The sequence below is a fragment of the Kribbella sp. NBC_00382 genome (assembly GCF_036067295.1).
GTDB lineage: Bacteria > Actinomycetota > Actinomycetes > Propionibacteriales > Kribbellaceae > Kribbella.
Map to the genome: position 1 here is coordinate 6,554,811 of NZ_CP107954.1, position 13,277 is coordinate 6,568,087.

General features: G+C 66.9%; 13 protein-coding genes. 6 read left to right on the plus strand and 7 right to left on the minus strand.

Translation table 11 applies throughout. The annotated features are described in order from the left end of the window. Positions 1-2: 2 nt before the first annotated feature. Genes OHA70_RS31110 through OHA70_RS31130 form a run of 5 tightly spaced genes read right to left on the minus strand, consistent with a single transcriptional unit; the run spans position 3 to position 5,277 of the window. The gene (locus tag OHA70_RS31110; protein ID WP_328323593.1) at positions 3-857 is read right to left on the minus strand and encodes a carbohydrate ABC transporter permease; all 855 of its coding nucleotides are present in this window, start codon (positions 855-857) and stop codon (positions 3-5) included. Beyond that, entirely contained in the window at positions 847-1,791 is a 945-nt protein-coding gene (locus OHA70_RS31115; protein WP_328323595.1) for a carbohydrate ABC transporter permease, read from the minus strand. Before OHA70_RS31115 ends, OHA70_RS31110 begins: the two co-directional genes overlap by 11 nt. Before the next feature lie 6 nt (positions 1,792-1,797). Beyond that, the gene (locus OHA70_RS31120) at positions 1,798-3,138 is read right to left on the minus strand and encodes an extracellular solute-binding protein (protein ID WP_328323597.1); all 1,341 of its coding nucleotides are present in this window, start codon (positions 3,136-3,138) and stop codon (positions 1,798-1,800) included. 13 nt (positions 3,139-3,151) lie between these two features. Then, positions 3,152-4,294, minus strand: coding sequence for a mandelate racemase/muconate lactonizing enzyme family protein (locus OHA70_RS31125; protein ID WP_328323599.1), 1,143 nt, complete (start codon positions 4,292-4,294; stop codon positions 3,152-3,154). Continuing rightward, entirely contained in the window at positions 4,291-5,277 is a 987-nt protein-coding gene (locus OHA70_RS31130; RefSeq protein ID WP_328323601.1) for a hydroxyacid dehydrogenase, read from the minus strand. The genes OHA70_RS31125 and OHA70_RS31130 overlap by 4 nt, the downstream gene beginning before the upstream one ends. A gap of 104 nt (positions 5,278-5,381) precedes the next feature. Here OHA70_RS31130 and OHA70_RS31135 point away from each other — a divergent pair, with 104 nt between their 5' ends. The 5 genes from OHA70_RS31135 (at position 5,382) to OHA70_RS31155 (ending at position 9,753) form a co-directional block, all read left to right on the plus strand. Further along, on the plus strand, positions 5,382-6,272 hold the full coding sequence (locus OHA70_RS31135) for a LysR family transcriptional regulator (protein ID WP_328323603.1): 891 nt from the start codon (positions 5,382-5,384) through the stop codon (positions 6,270-6,272). A 47-nt stretch (positions 6,273-6,319) separates the two neighbouring features. Further along, positions 6,320-7,276, plus strand: a complete 957-nt coding sequence (locus OHA70_RS31140; RefSeq protein WP_328323605.1) for an SDR family NAD(P)-dependent oxidoreductase — start codon at positions 6,320-6,322, stop codon at positions 7,274-7,276. Between the two features lie 84 nt (positions 7,277-7,360). Beyond that, positions 7,361-8,053 carry a putative protein N(5)-glutamine methyltransferase gene (locus OHA70_RS31145; RefSeq protein WP_328335244.1) on the plus strand — a complete coding sequence of 231 codons (693 nt, stop codon included), beginning with the start codon at positions 7,361-7,363 and terminating at the stop codon, positions 8,051-8,053. A 4-nt stretch (positions 8,054-8,057) separates the two neighbouring features. Continuing rightward, positions 8,058-8,519, plus strand: a complete 462-nt coding sequence (locus OHA70_RS31150) for a GNAT family N-acetyltransferase (RefSeq protein WP_328323607.1) — start codon at positions 8,058-8,060, stop codon at positions 8,517-8,519. A gap of 262 nt (positions 8,520-8,781) precedes the next feature. Then, positions 8,782-9,753 (plus strand): NAD(P)-dependent oxidoreductase, encoded by a 972-nt coding sequence (locus tag OHA70_RS31155; protein ID WP_328323609.1) that lies wholly within the window; start codon positions 8,782-8,784, stop codon positions 9,751-9,753. Here OHA70_RS31155 and OHA70_RS31160 read toward each other — a convergent pair. Beyond that, the gene (locus OHA70_RS31160; RefSeq protein ID WP_328323611.1) at positions 9,710-11,695 is read right to left on the minus strand and encodes a translation factor GTPase family protein; all 1,986 of its coding nucleotides are present in this window, start codon (positions 11,693-11,695) and stop codon (positions 9,710-9,712) included. The two genes, OHA70_RS31155 and OHA70_RS31160, sit on opposite strands and share 44 nt — an antisense overlap. Before the next feature lie 184 nt (positions 11,696-11,879). On the opposite strand from OHA70_RS31160, the gene OHA70_RS31165 reads away from it, so the two are divergent. Beyond that, positions 11,880-12,665, plus strand: coding sequence for an aminoglycoside phosphotransferase family protein (locus OHA70_RS31165; RefSeq protein WP_328323613.1), 786 nt, complete (start codon positions 11,880-11,882; stop codon positions 12,663-12,665). A gap of 9 nt (positions 12,666-12,674) precedes the next feature. Here OHA70_RS31165 and OHA70_RS31170 read toward each other — a convergent pair whose 3' ends face one another. After that, positions 12,675-13,256 carry a TetR/AcrR family transcriptional regulator gene (locus OHA70_RS31170; RefSeq protein ID WP_328323615.1) on the minus strand — a complete coding sequence of 194 codons (582 nt, stop codon included), beginning with the start codon at positions 13,254-13,256 and terminating at the stop codon, positions 12,675-12,677. Positions 13,257-13,277: the final 21 nt, after the last annotated feature.

The following is a 13,277-nucleotide window of genomic DNA, read 5'->3' on the forward strand; positions in this document are numbered from 1 at the left end:
TGTCAGCGGCCTCCGAGCCCGCTCATGGTGATGCCTTTGACGAACCAGCGTTGGGTGAGGAAGAAGAGCACGATCAACGGGACCGTGGTGATGGTTGCCGCCATCAACAGCAGGTTCCACTGGGTGCCGTTGGTGTCCTGGAAGACCTGCAGCCCGACAGCCGCAGTACGGGTCGAGTCGCTGTTGGAGATGACTAGCGGCCAGAGCAGGTTGTTCCACTGACCGATGAACTTGAAGACCGCGAGCGTCGCGATCGCCGGCACCGCCAGCGGCACGATCACCCGGGTGAATGCCTGCCACCGGTTGGCACCGTCGAGCCTGGCCGCCTCCTCGTAGTCGCGCGGGATGCCGAGGAAGAACTGCCGCAGCAGGAACACGCCGAGCGCGGTGAACGCGTGCGGCAGGATCATCCCCGGCCAGGTGTCGATGCCGTGCAGCTTCGCGACCAGGATGAACTGCGGGATCAGCGTCACCTGTGACGGGATCATCAGCGTCGCCAGATAGATCCCGAACAGCCAGGTCCGGCCGGGGAAGTTCAGCCGGGCGAACGCGTACGCCGCCAGCGCGGCCGTGACGGTCTCCAGCAGGGTCGTACCGGCCGCGAAGATGATCGTGTTGAGCAGGTACCGGCCGAGCGGAACCAGCTCGAACGCGCGCCGGAGGTTCTCCGGATGCCAACTGCTCGGCCAGAACGACGGCTGCGCGGCCATCGACTCGGCATCGGACTGGAACGCGACCAGGACCATCATCACAACCGGTACCAGCGTCAGCGCGGTCACCAGGTAACACGCGAAGACGACCAGCTTGCGGGTGGCCACCGGGTTCTTCAGCAGCGGGGTCAGGGCGTTAGTTGTCATAGTGGACGAGCCTCCGCTGCAGCACGAACTGGGCCGCGGTGATGACGACGATGAACCCGAACAGGACCAGCGACTGCGCCGCGGCATACCCCTGGTCGTAGTTCTCGAAGCCGGTCCGGTAGATGTACATGACGAGCGTCGTGGTCCGCGATCCCGGCCCGCCGTTGGTCATGATGAGTGCCTGGTCGAAGACCTGGAACGAGCCGATCACCGAGGTCACGATGACGAAGAACAGCGACGGTGACAGCATCGGCAGCGTGACACTGCGGAAGCTCTGCCAGCTCGAGCTGCCGTCCACCTTGGCCGCCTCGTAGAGCTGCTGCGGGATCGCCTGCAGACCGGCCAGGAAGACGACCATGCCGAACCCGAAGCTCTTCCAGACGCTCATCGCGATCAGCGCCGGCATCGCCCAGTTGTCGCTGATCAGCCAGGCCGGGCCGTCGAAGCCGAACCAGCCGAGCACGGTGTTCACCAGGCCACCGTGCGGGATGTAGAGCCAGATCCAGACGAACGCGACCGCCACCGTGATCGTTGCGTACGGCAACAGCAGCAGGGAGCGGAAGACCGCGATCCGGCGCAGGCCCTGGTTGAGCAGCAAGGCCAGCGCGAGACTCACCAGGATCGTCAACGGGACGCTCACCAGGGTGAAGTACACGGTGTTGCCGAGCGCGGACCAGAAGGTCGGATCGGGTCCTAGCCGGGCGAAGTTCTTCAGTCCGGCGAAGGTGGGGGAGCTGAACAGGTTCCAGTTGAGCAGTGAGATCACGCCGGCCGCAACCACCGGGCCGGCGGTGAAGATCAGGAAGCCGATCAGGCTGGGCAGGATGAACAGCCAGGCGGCGAGCGTCTCCTTGTTCCGCCACCGCGGCGTCGGTCCGGTCGGTGGAGGCTTGGCGTTCGTTGCCGTTTGAAGGGGCAGTGTGTCGACGGCCATCCGGGGTCACCCCTTCCTGGCTTCGGCTTGGCGGACGTTGTCCTGGTGCTGCTTCATCAGTACGTCGAGACGCGGCGTCAACCCATCGATCGCGTCGGCCACGGAGACCTGGCCGAGGAAAGTCCGCGGCAGGTCCTGACCGAGCAACTGCTTGACCTGGTTCCAGTTGGTCGTGACGTCGAACGCGTGCCCGCCCGCGACCTTGCCGGCCAGGATGTCCTGCACGACTCCGAGGTTGTCGGGCGGCGGCTTGAAGGCGCTACCCGCTGACAGTCGGGCCGGGTTGTTGCGGCCGGCCTTCGCGTAGATGTCGAGGGCGCCGGTGCTGGTCAGTGTCTTGAGCAGTCGCCAGGCCAGCTCAAGATCGTTGCCTTTGACACCCGAGGGGATCGCGAAGGACGAGCCGGACACTCTCGGCGTACTGCCGGCCGCCCCGGCCGGGAACGGGATGACATCCCAGTCGAACTTCGCCTTGCGGACGTTCACCACCTGCCACGGACCGTTCTGCATGAAGGCGACGTTGCCCTCCATGAAGTTGGCCAGCGAGCTCTCGGTCACCAGGTTGCTGATCGGTGGCGTCACCTGGTCCTTGACGAACAGATCGATCACGAACTGGATCGCCTGCATCGCCTCCGGCCGGTTCAGCGTGCTGACCGACTGGTCGTCGTTCATCACGTTGCCGCCGGCGCAGTAGATCCACGAGACGAGGTCGTCGATCGCCGGCGCGCAGGTGAAGCCGTACTGGTCAGGTGGCTTCGTCAGTTCCTTGGCGAGCTCCCGGAAGGCTTCCCAGGTCATCGGCTCGGTCTTGGACGGCGCTGCGATTCCGGCCTTCGCCAGGATCGTCTTGTTGTAGTACATGACGGTCGGGGCGACGTCGAAGCCGATCGCGTAGGTCTTGCCGTTGAAGGACGAGATCTTCCGGCTCAACGGATAGAAGTCGTCGGTCTTGAAGTCCGGGTCGGCGGCGATCAGGTCGTCGAGTGGCTGATGGGCGCCGCGGGAGGCGTAGGTCGGGATCAGCGTGCCGTTCAGCGCGGTCACCAGGCTCGCCGTACCGCTGACGAGCTGGAGGTCGAGCTTGGTCGGATAAGGGCCGGAGGGCGTGAGGGTCGGGATCGATGCGAGCTTCAGTTGCTGCTCGACGTACTTGCTGAAGTCTTCCCAGACCTTGCGTTCGGCGGGGCTGCTCGACCACATCGACCAGGTGGCCGCGTTCTTGGGCGTTGACGAACAGGCTGTGAGTACTCCGGATGCGGCGACCGCGGCGCCTGTGTACTTGAGGAAGCTGCGGCGGGACAGCCCTGACTGGGGTGGTGGGGTGGGCCTGGAATCAAGGGCGGACATAGGGGTTACTCCTCTAGGTGAAGAGCAGGGTGATCGACTCGGCGCGGATGCGGTCCTCGTCGACCTGGACGCCCAGACCGGGCGCGGTGGGGACCGTTGCGACGGCCTTGGTGATGGTCAGCCCCTCGACGTACAGGTCAGAGAGCAGTTCAGGACCGTTCAACTCCGCGGGCAGCGCGAGATCGAGCTGGCTGAACAGATGCAGCGCGGCCGCGAAGCCGATCCCGCAGTCGGTCAGGCCGCTGGCGAGGATCTCGATGCCCGCGGAGAGCGCTACCTGAGCGGTCTTCAGCGCGTTCCGCAGACCGCCGGCCTTGCAGATCTTCACCACGACCAGGTCGGCGGCGTCGAGCCGGATCGCCCGGGCCAGGTCCTGCGCGGTGAAGCTGCCCTCGTCGATCGCGATCGGCAGGTCGATCAGCTCGCGCAGCCGGTGCATGGCCAGCGTGTCCGTGCTCGGAACTGGTTGCTCCACGCAATGAATCGTGCGGACGTGGCTGGTCCGGTCGAGGAGCTGCTTGAGCGCGCTCGGCCGGTACGACTGGTTGGCGTCCAGCCACAGCGGCTTGGCGCCGGCCACCTCCGCGACCGTCTCGATCGCGGCCGCGTCCGAGTCCAGATCGCCACCGATCTTCACCTTGTACGCCGAATAGTCCGACGACTGCTGAGCGTGCTCCTTCACGACGTCCGGAGCCCCGACACCGATCGCCGAGCACAGCGGAATCTCGTCGTGCAGCTTGCCGCCGAGCAACGCATGCACCGGTACGCCGGCAAGCTTGCCCGCCGCGTCATGCATCGCAAGGTCGACCGCTGCCCGCGCGAACGGGAAGCCGTTCGAGACGGACGGACTCAGCCGCTTCGTCACCCGCTGATGGAAGAGCTCGACATCGAACGGCGTCAGCTCCAGCAGGATCGGCTCGAGATGACGCTTGATCACCACCGCGATCGTCTCGGCCGTCTCGTAGCTCCAGCTGGGGAGCGCTCTCTGCTCACCCCAACCGACCACCCCGTCCTCGGTCGTGAGCTTCACGAACACCACCGCCGCCGCCTGGTCCGGGGGCTTGTCGGGGGAGCCGACCGCGCCGCTGCCGAGCACGAACTGCCGCGCGAACGGCACCGCGACCGGGAACACCTCAACCGATCTGATCTTGCTCATGCCGCGATCGCCCAGACCGCGGGATCGACAAAGCTCGGACCGCGAACACCGCCGTCAAGCCACTTGAGAACGTCCTCGATGACATAGCCCGCTAGTGCGAGGTGACCTTCGACGGTGTCGCCCGCGATGTGTGGCGTGAGGAGCAGGTTCGGCGCGGCCAACACGTCTGGACCGAACTTCGGCGGCTCCGGGTCGTACACATCCAGCGCGGCGAACAGCCGCCCGTCGAGGCAGTGCTCCAGCAGCGCCGGCTGATCGACGGCCGGTCCGCGCGAAGAGTTGACGACGATCGCGCCGTCCGGCAACTGCTCGATCAGCTTCCGCGTCACCAGCCCACGAGTCTCCGGCACGTCCGGCACGTGAATGGAGACGAACCGAGACTGCAACGCCTCCTCCAGCTCAGCCACCCGTACGCCGAGTTGCTGCGCGCGTTCGGCTGTCAGGTACGGGTCGTACACGACGATGTCGCAGCCGAACGGCTTGAGGAGGGTGATCAGCGCGCGGGCGGTCGAGCTGGCTCCGAGGATGCCGACCTTCTGGCCGGCGAGTTCGCCACCCCTGAGTTGTGGTTGCTTCCAGCCGCCAGCGCGGAGTGCCTGGTCGAACTGGGGGAGTCGGCGCGCCAGCGTGAGCATCGAGGCGAGGCAGTACTCGCCGACCGACCAGGCGATCCGCGTGCCGGCCGAGAAGACAGCGACGCCTTGGTCGAGGATCGCCGGATCGACGAGCTTCTTCACCGAACCGGCCGCGTGCGCGACGACCTTCGGGCCGTTGCCATCCACCCACAGCGCCTTGTCGAGGTGCGGCGTACCCCAGCTGGTCAGGAGTACGTCGCTGCCGGCCGCCAGCTCGGCGACCACCTCCGGGCTCAGGTCGGGTCCGGCCCAACTGACGTCGAACCGCTCGGCGAGCAGCGCCCGGGTCTGCGGGCTGCACACGTCGTCGGCCCGGTCGGGCGTCATCACCACCGCTAGCTTGGACAAGCTGACTCCTCGGATCGCTTCGGGCGTTGACCCGAAGGTAAGGGCTTTCCGTTATGCTCGTCCAAGCCCATTTCCGCATCGACCGATACCGTGAGGGCATCGCTATGGATCTCTCCCTGCAGCAGTTGCGTGGATTCGTCGCGGTCGCCGAGGAACAGCACTTCGGCCGCGCCGCCCAGCGGCTCAACCTGACCCAGCCGCCGCTGACCCGGCAGATCCAGGGGCTGGAGCGCTCTCTGGGCGTCAGCCTGTTCGACCGAACCGGCAGGGGAGTGCGGCTCACCGCGGCCGGCCAGGTCTTCCTCGAGCACTCCCGGCGGGTGCTGGCATTGCTTGAGGTGGCGCCCGACGCAGCCCGGCGAGCGGCGGATGGGCAGACCGGTACGTTGCGGATCGCGTTCACCGCGATCGGGGCGTACGCCGTACTGGCCGACTTCCTGACGATGGTGAGCAAGCGGACTCCGGCGGTGACGGCGGAGCTGACCGAACTGGTGAGCCCGGACCAGTTCGAGGCGCTGGCGAATCTGGAGATCGATCTCGGTATCGTCCGGCCGCCGATCCCGGCGCAGTTCGACTCGGTGCTGGTGCATTCGGAGGATCTCGTGCTCGCGGTACCGGCCGATCACAAGCTGGCCGATGGAGAGAGCGCTGTCTCGCTCGCTGACGTGACGGACGACTACATCGGCTACAGCCCCGAAGGGTCGCAGTACCTGCACGACATCTGCGCCGCGATGATCGGCATGAACCGGTACGCCGTCAGCCAACTCGCGTCGCAGGTGCCGACGATGCTCGCGCTGGTCCGGGCCGGGCTGGGGTGTGCGCTGATTCCGCGGTCGATCATGGCGATGGGCGTCGCCGGCGTGCGCTATCGCGAGCTCGACGCGGCGGACGCGCACTCGGTGACGCTGCACGCGGCGTGGAGTCCGGACAGTCCGAATCCCGCTCTCCAGCGACTGGCCGAGTCATTGAAGGCAAATCCACATCTGGATGCCTGACAGTCGAGCTTGACCTAGAGCTGGCTCTAACTCGTAGTGTCGAAGACATGAGCACTTCACAGCACAAGATCGGCTCGGGCTTCGGCCATGGCACCAAGGCGGACGAGGTCCTCGAGGGCATCGACCTGACCGGCAAGCTCGCGCTCGTCACCGGCGGCTACTCGGGCATCGGGATCGAGACCACTCGCGCCCTGGCCAAGGCGGGCGCGCAGGTCGTAGTACCGGCCCGACGACCCGACGCGGCTCAGGAAGCGCTCTCTGACATCCCCGGCGTGGAGGTCGGCGAGCTGGATCTTGCCGACCTGGCGAGTGTGGAGTCCTTCGCCTCGGGCTTCCTCGCGTCCGGGCGGTCGATCGACATCCAGATCAACAACGCGGCCGTGATGGCCAACCCGGAGACGCGGGTCGGGCCCGGCTGGGAATCGCAGTTCGCCACCAACCACCTTGGGCACTTCGCGTTGACCAACCGGTTGTGGCCGGCCCTCGCCGCCGACGGTGGGGCGCGCGTGGTGGCGCTGTCGTCGTCGGGGCACCGGCGGTCGGACATCCGGTGGGACGACCCGCAGTTCACCCAGGGCTACGAGAAGTGGGCGGCGTACGGGCAGGCGAAGACGGCGAACTCGCTGTTCGCGATCCAGCTCGATGCTTTGGGCAAGGATTCCGGCGTACGGGCGTTCGCTGTGCATCCGGGCGGGATCCTGACGCCGCTGCAGCGGCACCTGCAGCGTGAGGAGATGGTCGGCTTCGGATGGATCGATGAGGAGGGCAACCCGGCGCGTCCGGATGTGTTCAAGACTCCGGAAGGCGGCGCCTCGACCTCGGTCTGGGCGGCCACTTCGCCGCAGCTCGACGGCCAGGGCGGAGTCTTCTGCGAGGACTGCGAGATCGCGGAGCTGTCGACGGACGACGCTCCTGGAGTACGGCCGTACGCCGTCGATCCCGCGTCGGCCGCCCGGCTATGGACCCTGTCCGCCGAGCTCACCGGCGTGAACGCCTTCAAGTAATCTGACCGCATCATCACATCAACCATCGTCAGCACCCTCCGCGCCGCCGGCTGCGTCTTCGCCGAGGACGAGGCGGACCTGCTGATCGCCGCAGCCCGCGACGACGCCGAACTCGCCCACCTGGTCGAGCAACGCGTCGCCGGGCTGCCCATCGAACACATCGTCGGCTACGCAGACTTCTGCGGCCTGCGCATCCTCGTCGACCCCGGCGTCTTCGTCCCACGACGCCGAACCGAACACCTGGTCGCGGAAGCGCTCTGGCTCACCACTCCAGGCTCAGTCGTGGTCGATCTCTGCTGCGGCTCAGGCGCTCTCGGCGTCGCCGTCCACGCCGGTCAACCCGGCATCTCCCTACATGCAGCGGATCTCGATCCCGTGGCCGTCGCCTGCGCCCGTCGCAACGTCGAACCCCTCGGCGGCCACGTCACCCAAGGCAACCTGTACGCCGCTCTGCCACCCGCGTTGCGCGGCCGGATCAACGTCCTGCTCTCGAACGTCCCGTACGTCCCCACCGACGAGATCCGTTTCCTCCCCACCGAGGCCCGCCTCCACGAACCCGTCACCACCTTGGACGGCGGCACCGACGGCCTCGCGATCCTCCGCCTGGTAGCAGCCGAAGCCGCCCACTGGCTGGCCCCGGGTGGCAGCATGCTCGCAGAAACCAGCGAAGCGCAGGCTCCCGTCGCAGCCGCGATCTTGCGCGCAGCCGGTTTGACACCTCGCATCACCACGTCGGACGAGCTCTACGCCACCACAGTCATCGGCACCAAGGAGTAGCCCCATGGAGATCCGACCGGCCACCACCGAGGACCTGGCCGGGGTGGTCGCCTCCAGCGCCGCTCTCTTCGCAGAAGACGCGGCGACGCGCGACCCACTCCGCAACGCCGGTTGGCCTGCTGCGCACGGCGCGCAATGGTGTGCCGAGCTGCTGGGCGATCCGCAGGCGTTGGTGCTGGTCGCGCAAGTGGAGGGCGAGGTCGCCGGCCACCTGATCGGAATCTTCAGCGAACCGTCAGACATGTGGCTCGGCAGCAAGGCCGAGCTGGTGAGCATGTACGTGCGGGGCGACGTCAGAGGTCAGGGCGTCGGCGGACAGCTGGTGGACGCGTTCGTCGAGTGGGCCAAGGGCCGTGGAGCGGCGCAGATGAACGTGACCGCGTACGCTGACAACGCGACCGCCCTGCGGTTGTACGAGAGCCGTCGATTCGCACCGAAGTCGGTAACACTGACCGTCGACCTTTGATCCGGTTGGGTGCGTCGTACCGCCTGATCGGGTAAATGGGTTGGCGGGCCGAGCTCGACGAGCTCGCCGCGGACGGTGGTGTTCGCTAGAAACTCGCCGCGATGGCTGAGCACATCCACGCGGCGGGCGGTGCGACCGGCGCAGCAGATGCCCTGGAGTCCTACCTCACCCAGAGCCGCTGAGCTGGTTCCACCGGCAGGAGTGCCCGCTGACCACTACCAACCTCGGACGGGTCGCGGCCGGGGTTGGTAGTTTGCGGCGCGTGGGCGACTTGTGGGTTCATGGCGTGGACGCGTTGGACGACGACGCTGCCGCTCGGCTGGCCGCGCGGCATCCGGACTGGCGCTTCACCGACGGAGACGCACCGCCGCCGGGTGCGGCGTATGACGTATTGGTCGGCGGCCGCCCCAGCCCGGAGTTGCTGGCGGCATCCAAACGGCTACACACGTTGGTGATCCCGTTCGCCGGAGTGCCTGCGACGACCTCGGAGCTGTTGCAGACTCACCCGCAGATGGCGGTCCGAACGGTTCACCACACGGCCGGTCCAACCGCTGAACTCGCGCTCGGCTTGGTACTGGCCGCAGCCCGAGCCCTGGTCCCGGCGGATCAGGCGATGCGGACCGGCGACTGGACACCACGGTTCGTACCACCCCAGCCGACGATGATCCTGGCCGGGCATCCGGCGGTCGTCGTCGGCTACGGCGAGATCGGCCGGCGGGTAGCGCGTTCGCTGGTTGCCCTCGACATGGAGGTCCATGCCATCCGCGGCAGCATCCCGTCCCCGTACGTTGACGGTGAGGTGCTCGTACATCCGGTCCAGGACTTCGCCGAGATTGCCGGTCGCGCGCGGGTCGTCGTACTGGCGGCGCCCGCAACGGCCCAGACATCTGGACTGCTCAGTGCTGAAGTGATCGCCGGCTTGCCGACGCCGAGTGTGGTGGTGAATGTCGCGCGGGCGACGCTCGTGGATGAGAAAGCGCTCTACGACCGTCTGCTGACCGGAGAGATCGCCGCCGGCCACGACGTCTGGTGGAACGAGGCGTCCACGGCCGATGCCGCCACCGGGATAGCAGCATCGGCCGAGCCCTTCCATCACCTGCCGAACGTTGTCCTCAGCCCCCATCGCGGTGGAGGCTTCAGCCTCCGAGAGGTGCGAGACCTTCGCCTTGCCGAGGTCGAGAAGGTGCTGATCACACTCGCCGGAGTACATGGAGCAGATAGTCGCGACGGTTGAGCGGATCGTTGTCGGTACGCGGTCGGCTGGGGATCGGACCAGTAACGGGTTGATAGCGCTCGAAGGACGACTCCAGCACGCCCTCGCCACGAGAGAGCGCGGGCAGCTGCTGCTCCAGCTGGTAGACGGCAGCCGCCGGAATCTCCCCTTCCAGCACTGACGTTTCAGAGCCCAACGCCGGTACCTGGGGAATCGCCCGGAGCCGAGCCAACGCAGCGAGTACGCCGCGCGCGGTGTCGGTCGGGATCTCCAACTGGAAGTGGTGCATCGGCTCGTGGACCGTCGTACCGGCCTGCTGTAGCGCCGTCATCAACACCAGCGGCGTGAGGTTGCGGAAGTCGCCCGCCGTGCTCGACATGCTCTTGTCGAAGACGGCATGCGCGTGACTCTGCCGCGCCGAGTAACCCGAGTGCGTCATCACCACCCGCGCGTCCGGGATCTGCCAGCCATGGATGCCTTGCTGCAGCGTCTCGTGCACGGTCTCCTCGACCGCCTTGATGAAGGCGTACGGCATCGAGCCGAGCTCGACCTCGAGACGGAAGCTGACTCCTTCGTTCACCGGCGCCGGCTCGACCCGCAGGCCGATGGTCGCGAGGAACGGGTTCGGATCCTGCTTGTTGAACTCGACCGCGGCCCCGATCCCGTCCAGCCGCTCGATGCAGATCGTCGTCGTCTCGCGGAACGTGACGTCGATCCCGAACTCGCTCGCCAGCGTCGTCTGGATGACCTCTTTCTGCACCTCGCCGTACAGGGACACGAAGGTCTCGCCGCGGAGGTCGTCCTGCCGCAGATTGATCAGCGGGTCCTGCTCGGCGAGCTGGGAGAGCGCGACCTGCAGGTTGCCCTTGTCCGACGGCTTGACCGGCGAGATGACCGTCTCCAGCGTCGGGGGAGCGAAGTAACCGCTCTCTGCACCGATCCCCTCGACCCCGATCGCGTCACCGATCTGGATCTCACCGAGCCCCCACAACTTGCCGATCTGCCCCGCCGAAACCTCCGGCCGGGTCAGCACGGATCCACCGTCGAACACGCTGATCGACGTCACCTTCGACTCCCGATCGCCATGGAACCGCAGCCGGTCCCGGGTCCGGATCGCGCCGGAGAACATCCGCACGAACGCGATCTTCTCCCCGGCCGGACCCCGCTCGACCTTGAAGACCGACCCCGACACGGGTCCCTCGACATCGCCCTCGGCGGCCGGCAGCAGCTCACGGATCCCAGCGATCAACGCGTCTACTCCGGCGCCCGTGATCGCGGACCCGAAGTACACGGGATGCACGAGCGCCCGCCGGGTCTGCTCGACGAGCTTGCCGCGCAGTACGTCGTACGACAGCGCCTGCTCGTTCTCGACGAACATCGTCAGCAGTTGATCATCATTGACAGCAAGTAACTCGATCAACGTTTGCGAAAAGTCCGAGTCTTCACGCCCGTACGGTGTGAAGCCGGCGCTCGCGGTGCCGAGACCGGTCGCCGCTCCCATCGCGATGACGTCGGCCGACAACCGCTCCGTGATGCTCGCCAGCAACTCCGGCGCCTGGGCACCACGCCGGTCGAGCTTGTTGACGAAGATCAGGGTCGGGATCCGGAGCCGTTGCAGCGTACGCATCAAGACACGCGTCTGCGCCTGGACACCCTCGACCGCCGAGATGACGAGCACAGCGCCGTCGAGCACGCTGAGCGCCCGCTCCACCTCGGCGATGAAGTCCGGGTGGCCGGGAGTGTCGATCAGGTTGACCGTGACGTCGTCGATCGCGAACGAGACGACGGCGGACTTGATCGTGATCCCGCGCTGGCGTTCCAGCGCGAGCGAGTCGGTCTGGGTACTGCCGTCGTCGACGCTGCCGACCTCGTCGATGACGCCGGCGGCGTAGAGCAGCCGCTCGGTCAGGCTCGTCTTACCGGCGTCGACATGCGCCAGAATTCCCAAGTTCAGTGTTCGCACGCAGCTTCATGTCCCTTGAAGAGGAGGTATGGCCTTCCTGGGTGAACATGAAGTGAGGTCGCATTCCGTGCGCTCCTTGGCGAGAACTACTTGGCTGACGTGCTGTCATCCGGAGTACAGCAGAGAGCGCTCCCCGGCAGCAATCGGTTTTCCGCGCGCCCGCGGGTCGTCTACGGTTGGCGGAATGCTCGATCCCACTCGCTTCGCCTCCATCGAACCCGTCCAGGGTTTTGTCGGTAACGAGAGTTTTCGGCTGCGGACAGACGCGGGGGAGACGCTGTACTACAAGTCGGGCGCGGCGGCCGCGATGTCGGCGGAGGTCTGGGCCTGCGAGCGCGCGCGACAGGCCGGAGTACTGGCTCCTGAGATTGTCGAGAGCGGACCCGGATACCTGATCGAGCGTGCGCTGAAGGGGTCGGCATCGGCTGAGCCGGCCGTGCTGGAGCAGGCCGGCGGGCAGTTGCGGCGACTTCATGAGGTGGCCGGCGAAGGCTACGGCTTCCTGCAGGAAGGGTTGCGGGATGACTGGCTCTCGGTGCTTGTGCGGCCGCTGGACAATCTCGAAGTACTGGCGGGAATCGTCGACGACGAGCTGGTACGCCGGTTGCGCGGGCTGAGGTTCGCGGATCGACTCACGCCGGTGGCGCCGCGGCTGCTGCACGGCGATCTGCATCCCCGGCATGTCTTTGCTGAGGGCAACCAATTCACCGGGTTCATCGACTGGGGCGACGTCGCCTTCGGGGATCCGCTGTTCGACCTCGGGCGGTTCTCGCGGGCGGGGGAGGCTGCGACGGACGCTCTGCTGCGGGGGTACGGGATCGAACGCAGCGCCGAGCTGGACTGGACGCTGGCGTTCTATCGGACCATCTGGGGTGTGATGGCGATGCTCTGGGAGCATGCCGCCGGGGGAGACTGGTATGCCGCGCACCTCGAAGCGATCGCAGCGGATCTGCCTGTGCTCGAGAACTGAAGGCGGCCGTCAGGTGGGCGGCGTGGGGCGCAGTAGGTCGATCAGATGGTCCAGGAGGTCCGCCGGCTCGTCCGGTAGCCGGAACTGGGACTGGATCTGCAGGCCGTCGGACAAGGCGATCAGCAGGGTGGCGATCTTCTCCGGATCCGCGGCGGTGCTGATCGTTCCGTGTGTCTGCCGGTCTCGAATGCCTTCGGCCAGCGCCTCGCGCAGCAGTTGGTAACGCTCCACGAAGTACTCGTGCGCGCCGTGCTGCGGATCGCCGGCCTCCGCCGAGAACGTCGAGTACAGCTGGACGAGGCCCGGAACGTCGGCGTTGTGCCGCATGATGGCGCCGAGTTTGCCGACCGCATCGGACTCGTCGCCCAGGCGCGCCGTGTCCGCCTCGTCCCGCGCTCGCAGGACCTCCTCGAAGAGCTTCTCCTTCGACCCGAAGTAGTGCAGCAGGCCCGCCTCGCTCAGTCCGACGGCACCGGCCAGCTCGCGCGTCGACGTCTTGCGATAGCCCTGCCGGGCGATCACCTCGAGCGCGGCGGTCAGGATCTCCTCGCGCTTGGCGACTCCCTTCGCGTACGGGCCTCTTTTTGCCATGTCTCAAAACCTAGCATCACT

Excerpts from the sequence above, each read along its gene's own strand:
- OHA70_RS31110 (WP_328323593.1), bottom strand. The coding sequence starts at position 857 with ATGACAACTAACGCCCTGACCCCGCTGCTGAAGAACCCGGTGGCCACC.
- OHA70_RS31115 (WP_328323595.1), bottom strand. The coding sequence starts at position 1,791 with ATGGCCGTCGACACACTGCCCCTTCAAACGGCAACGAACGCCAAGCCT.
- OHA70_RS31120 (WP_328323597.1), bottom strand. The coding sequence starts at position 3,138 with ATGTCCGCCCTTGATTCCAGGCCCACCCCACCACCCCAGTCAGGGCTG.
- OHA70_RS31125 (WP_328323599.1), bottom strand. The coding sequence starts at position 4,294 with ATGAGCAAGATCAGATCGGTTGAGGTGTTCCCGGTCGCGGTGCCGTTC.
- OHA70_RS31135 (WP_328323603.1), top strand. The coding sequence starts at position 5,382 with ATGGATCTCTCCCTGCAGCAGTTGCGTGGATTCGTCGCGGTCGCCGAG.
- OHA70_RS31140 (WP_328323605.1), top strand. The coding sequence starts at position 6,320 with ATGAGCACTTCACAGCACAAGATCGGCTCGGGCTTCGGCCATGGCACC.
- OHA70_RS31150 (WP_328323607.1), top strand. The coding sequence starts at position 8,058 with ATGGAGATCCGACCGGCCACCACCGAGGACCTGGCCGGGGTGGTCGCC.
- OHA70_RS31165 (WP_328323613.1), top strand. The coding sequence starts at position 11,880 with ATGCTCGATCCCACTCGCTTCGCCTCCATCGAACCCGTCCAGGGTTTT.
- OHA70_RS31170 (WP_328323615.1), bottom strand. The coding sequence starts at position 13,256 with ATGGCAAAAAGAGGCCCGTACGCGAAGGGAGTCGCCAAGCGCGAGGAG.